Annotated in this window: 3 protein-coding genes and 2 pseudogenes; all 5 read right to left on the bottom strand. The window is 69.0% G+C overall.

Annotated elements, in window-relative coordinates; all coding sequences use genetic code 11:
* Positions 1-102 (bottom strand): annotated as a pseudogene (locus tag IE247_RS33755) (ATP-binding protein); the annotation flags it as partial.
* Entirely contained in the window at positions 83-649 is a 567-nt protein-coding gene (locus tag IE247_RS33760; RefSeq protein ID WP_190127193.1) for a DUF742 domain-containing protein, read from the bottom strand. The gene IE247_RS33760 and the pseudogene IE247_RS33755, both read right to left, overlap by 20 nt.
* A 97-nt stretch (positions 650-746) precedes the next feature.
* Entirely contained in the window at positions 747-1,160 is a 414-nt protein-coding gene (locus IE247_RS33765) for a roadblock/LC7 domain-containing protein (RefSeq protein ID WP_009997645.1), read from the bottom strand.
* Positions 1,161-1,170: 10 nt separating this feature from the next.
* Positions 1,171-4,416 (bottom strand): sensor histidine kinase, encoded by a 3,246-nt coding sequence (locus IE247_RS33770; RefSeq protein WP_190127194.1) that lies wholly within the window; start codon positions 4,414-4,416, stop codon positions 1,171-1,173.
* Between the two features lie 337 nt (positions 4,417-4,753).
* Positions 4,754-4,886, bottom strand: a pseudogene (locus tag IE247_RS33775) (ATP-binding protein); the annotation flags it as partial.

Genomic DNA, 4,886 nt, shown 5'->3' on the forward strand with positions numbered 1-4,886 from the left:
GCCGACGAACGTGGTCTTGCCCACGCCGAAGCCGCCCGCCACCACGATCTTCGCGCTGGTGGTTGAGCGGGCTGCACCGCCGCTAGAGCTTGCGAAGTCCACTGAGCACCCTTTCGAGCAGTGTCACATCTGGCTGGCCGCCGGCGGCCTCGTCGCCGCCGGGCTGGTGGATGGCGACAAGTCCGGCCTCCGCCAGGTCGGCGACGAGGATCCGGGCGACGCCGAGGGGGATATGCAGGAGTGCCGAGATTTCCGCCACGGACTTGATCTCGAAACACAGCCGGCAGATCCGCTGATGCTCGGGCAGCTGCCCTTGCAGATTCATCGGATCGGCCGTGGTACTGACCAGCGCCTCGATGGCGAGCTGGTAGCGCGGCCGGGTCCGGCCGCCGGTCATGGCGTACGGACGTACCAGCGGGTTGTGCGCGTTCTGGTGGTGCGGCGGCTCGTGGGACGCCGCCCGCCGCTGCTGGTCGTACTGCCGCTGATCGTACTGCCGTTGGTCGTACGAGGGCGCGTACGGCTGCTGGTAGGGCTGGGCGCCGTGTCTGCCCGGGGTCGAGGGAGAGTTGTAGCGATTGCGGGAGTGCTCATGAGGCGACGGGTGACCACCGCCGTCATAGGGGCGTCCGCCTGGGGGTGTTGCCACAGTTTCCTCCTCCGACCGCGAGTCGCCGGTTCCCGTTCCTGTGGAGCCGCGCCACCGCACCCTATGGTGCGGTGGCGTGAAACGCACTGTCTGCCAGTTAGTTGAGAAGGCTGCCCTGAAGTTCCGCGCGGAGGTCCGGAGTCAGTACATTTCCGGCCCGGTCCACCAGCAGTGCCATCTCGTACCCGACCAGGCCGATGTCGGCCTCCGGGTGGGCGAGAACGGCCAGTGAGGAACCGTCGGAGATGGACATGATGAACAGGAAGCCCCTCTCCATCTCCACGACCGTCTGGTTGACGGCCCCGCCTTCGAAGATCCTGGAGGCTCCGGCGGTCAGCGAGGTCAGACCGGAGGCCACGGCCGCCAGCTGATCGGCGCGGTCGCGCGGGAATCCTTCGGACATGGCCAGCAGGAGTCCGTCGGCGGAGACCACCACCGTGTGGGACACCCCTGGGGTGTTGTCCACGAAGTTGGTGATCAACCAGTTCAGATTCTGCGCCGCCTGGCTCATCGGGCTCACACTAACGCTCCTGGTTGTAGGTACTGCCCGGACCACCGTTGTGATCGTAAGTGGCCGGTCCGTTCGTGTCCGTTCCCGCGCTGCGTCCCCGCTGGACACCGCGGCGCAGGTTGCTCAACCTGCCCCGCACGTCCTCCGGGGCGCGGGAGACCTGGGGGCCCCGCTGGGCGGTCTGCTCCGCGGCGCCCTCGATGAGGTTGGCCTTGGGCACCCGGCGCGGCAGCCCGGACGAGGTCACCCCGCCCGCCTTCGGCTCCCGCAGCTTCTCCGCCCGCTGCCAGCGCTCGTCGTTGGCCGACTGCCAGTCCTTGGAGCCGGCGGATTCGCTCTCGCCGCCGACCGCCTCGGACCGACCGGCCGAGGGCACCCCCGGATCCTGCTCCACGGGCTGCTGCCACTGCTGCTGAGGCTGCTGCGCGGGCTGCGGCTTCTGCTGCGAACCGCGCCGAGGCAGACCCGCCTCGGTCAGCTGGTGGCTGCCCGAGGAGTGACCCGGACGGTCGAAGCCTACGCTCTCGGAGCCGCCCGTGGGGGTGCCGGAAGCGGCGGAATCAAGCTCTGCTTCTGGCTGGAAATTCGGCTCAAACGTGGTGGGGTACGAGGTCTGATCCGTCCAGTCGCCCTGGTGGGGCTGGGTGGCGAACGGGTCCTCGTACTGCGGCCGGCCGAGCTGTGGAGCCTGCTGGCCCATCTCGGGGTAGGAGGCGTCCGCGCCGGGCCGCTGATAGCCGTCGAAGGGCTGCTGAGGCTGCCCCTGGGCGGGGAAGCCCTGCTCCTGGTACCCCTGCTCGCCGAATCCCGAGGGGTAGCCGCGCTGCTCGGGGACGTACCCCTGACGCTCGTACGGCTGCTCCCCGGGCTGTGGCGAGGGCTGCGCTCCGGGGTGCGGCGAGGGCTGCGGTGAGGACTGCGCCCCGGGCTGCGGCACGGGGCGCGCGGCCTCCGGCGGCTGCGCCTGAAGTGCCGCACGCCGCTCTCCGCGCTTCAGTGAGCGGTTGACAGGGGCGGGCCGGGGTGCGGCCGACGGGTCCTCGTAGCGGGAGTCGTCGAAGCCCAGCTCCGCCGCGGTGAGCATCGGAGCCTCGGTGAAGGACGGCTGCTCCGGGATGATCTGCGAGACGGTGAAGTCGTCCTGGGGGAGCGGCTCGCCGCCGCCGCCGTGGGTGATCGCGTCCGGCAGCATCACCAGCGAAGTGGTGCCCGCCTGCTCCCCGGAGGGCCGCAGCTGTACGCGGATGCCGTGCCGGTCCGAGAGCCGGCCGACCACGAAGAGGCCCATCCGCTGCGAGACGGCGGCGTCCACCGTCGGCGGGTTGGCCAGCTTGTGGTTGATGTCGGCGAAGTCCTCGGCGGTCAGCCCGATGCCCTTGTCATGGATCTCGATCATGACCCGGCCGTCCGGCAGCCTGGTGGCCGTCACCCGGACCTTGGTCTGCGGCGAGGAGAAGGTGGTGGCGTTCTCCAGCAGCTCGGCGAGGAGATGCACGAGGTCGGTCACGGCCTGGCCGTGGATCTCCGACTCCGGCACCCCGGTCAGCTCGATGCGCTCGTACGACTCCACCTCGGAGGTGGCGGCGCGGAGCACGTCGACCAGCGGCACGGGCTGGTTCCAGCGCCGCCCGGGCTCCTCGCCCGCGAGGACGAGGAGGTTCTCGCCGTTGCGGCGCATCCGGGTCGCGAGATGGTCGAGCCGGAAGAGGGAGGCAAGCTGGTCCGGGTCGGCCTCGTTGTTCTCCAGGTCGGAGATCAGGGTCAGCTGGCCCTCGATCAGCGACTGGTTGCGCCGCGAGAGGTTGGTGAAGATCGCGTTGACATTGCCCCGGAGCATGGCCTGCTCGGAGGCGAGCCGCACGGCCTCGCGGTGGACCTGGTCGAAGGCGCGGGCGACCTCGCCGATCTCGTCCTGGGTGTCGATCGGGATCGGCCGCACCCGGGTGTCCACCCGGCCGGGCTCGGCGCGCGAGAGCTGGTCGACCAGCATCGGCAGCCGCTGCTCGGCGATGGCGAAGGCGGCGGTGCGCAGCTCCTGCATGGAGCGGCTCATCTGCCGGGCCACGGCGCCGGCCAGCACGAAGGCGGCGAGCAGGGAGAGAAGGGTGATCAGACCGTTGACGATCGCGTCCTGCTTGGCGTCGTCCGCGATGGAGACGGCCTCGGCGACAGCCCGGTCGACCAGATCGCCTTCGACCTCGCTGTAGGCGTCGAATCTGGCGGTGGCGACGGTCATCCACGTCTCGGGGGTGATGTCCTGCTTCGCCAGCTCCGAGGGAGTGCCGCCCGCGCCGATCCGGCGGGCCATGCCGGTGAAGGCGGAGTCGGCCTCCTTGGGCGGGGTGGCCCCGGCCGTCACGAGCTTCTTGTCGGCGTCCGCCGCCCGCTTCACGGTGACCGAACGGAGCTTGTCGGTGTCGCTCTGGGTGCCGCCGGAGGCGAACTCGGCCGTGGCGATCTGCTCAAGGTAGTTGTACGAATTGAAGGCGATGGTCTGCTTGGCGAAGACATCCTTCTTCGTGCTCGGCCGTACCAGAAGGTGCGTACCAATGGAGCGCTGAAGGGATTCGGCTGCCTTGGCGAGTTGAATGGCGTAGACCATGCGCCCGAAACTGGTGACATTTCCGGTGCCGAGGCCCAGCTCGTTGGAGAACTCCATCAGCGTGTGCTGGACCTGGACATAGCCCTCTTCGGTGGCGACCGGGTCCAGGCTGGTGGTGTAGGCGGCCTCGCGGAGCTTCTTCAGCCCCGGCTCCTCCTCGCGGAACAGCCGCAGCCGGCGCTCCAGGCCCTGCCCCGGGGGGAGGGCCTCGACCGCCTCGTCGAAGCTCTTCTTGGCCTCGTCCGTGGCGGCGTACGCCTTCCGCACCTCGGCGGACCGGCGATCCGCCGGGGTGGTGGCGGTGAGCAGCGGCTGTGCGGTGAGATCGCGTTCATTGAGCAGGGCTTCGCCGTACTCCGAGGCCGCGCGCACGATCAGCGCGGTCTTCTCCGCGTCCTGGGCCCCGCCCCAGGTGTCGATCGAGCCCTTGACCTGGAAACCGCCCATGACCAGGCCGACCGCGACCGGGATGAGCAGGATCGCGTTGAGCCTGGCCGGCACCCGCCAGTTGCGCGGGGAGAGCCTGCTGCTGGAGCCGCCGGGGGCCGGTGGCGGTGGCGGCGGCTCTTCCGCGGGCGGTGCCGCTGCGCGCGGCGGCGGGGTGAAGTTGCCCCGTGCCTGCTGCTCCGCGGAGCCGTTCGTGCTTCGCCTCACTCGACCAACAACCTCTCGGCGTCGGCACCTACGCTGTGCCGTGTTTCGTTCGGAGCCGTACTACTCAGAAGTCCGTCGAATTTCAGCATGTGGAGTGGGTCCGTTCCAAACAGTTGGAATCAGCCATTCCTGAGGATCCTACCCACAGATAAAACGGGCATAAAGAGCGAGCCCTTTCAAAATGCGAGAGAAATGTGAGCGCAGCGATACCGGGCGTATGCATCGGGTGTCCGAGCCACGGTAATTGTCTGTCGAAACGTTATGAACACGGAGGCGGACCGTGTCAAAGGACACAGCCCGCCCCCGCATAACTACGACAAGTGCCGTACGTCTCTGTCTACTTAAGCCGTGCCATCAGAGCGTGCTCGACCAGGGTGATCAGGGCGCTCTTCGCGTCACCCCGATGCCGGGCGTCGGTGGTGATGATGGGGGTGTCCGGGCCGATCTGGAGGGCCTCGCGGACTTCCTCG

Origin of the sequence: Streptomyces inusitatus (genome assembly GCF_014651115.1) — a bacterium.
GTDB lineage: Bacteria > Actinomycetota > Actinomycetes > Streptomycetales > Streptomycetaceae > Streptomyces > Streptomyces amakusaensis.

Excerpts from the sequence above, each read along its gene's own strand:
- IE247_RS33765 (WP_009997645.1), bottom strand. The coding sequence starts at position 1,160 with ATGAGCCAGGCGGCGCAGAATCTGAACTGGTTGATCACCAACTTCGTG.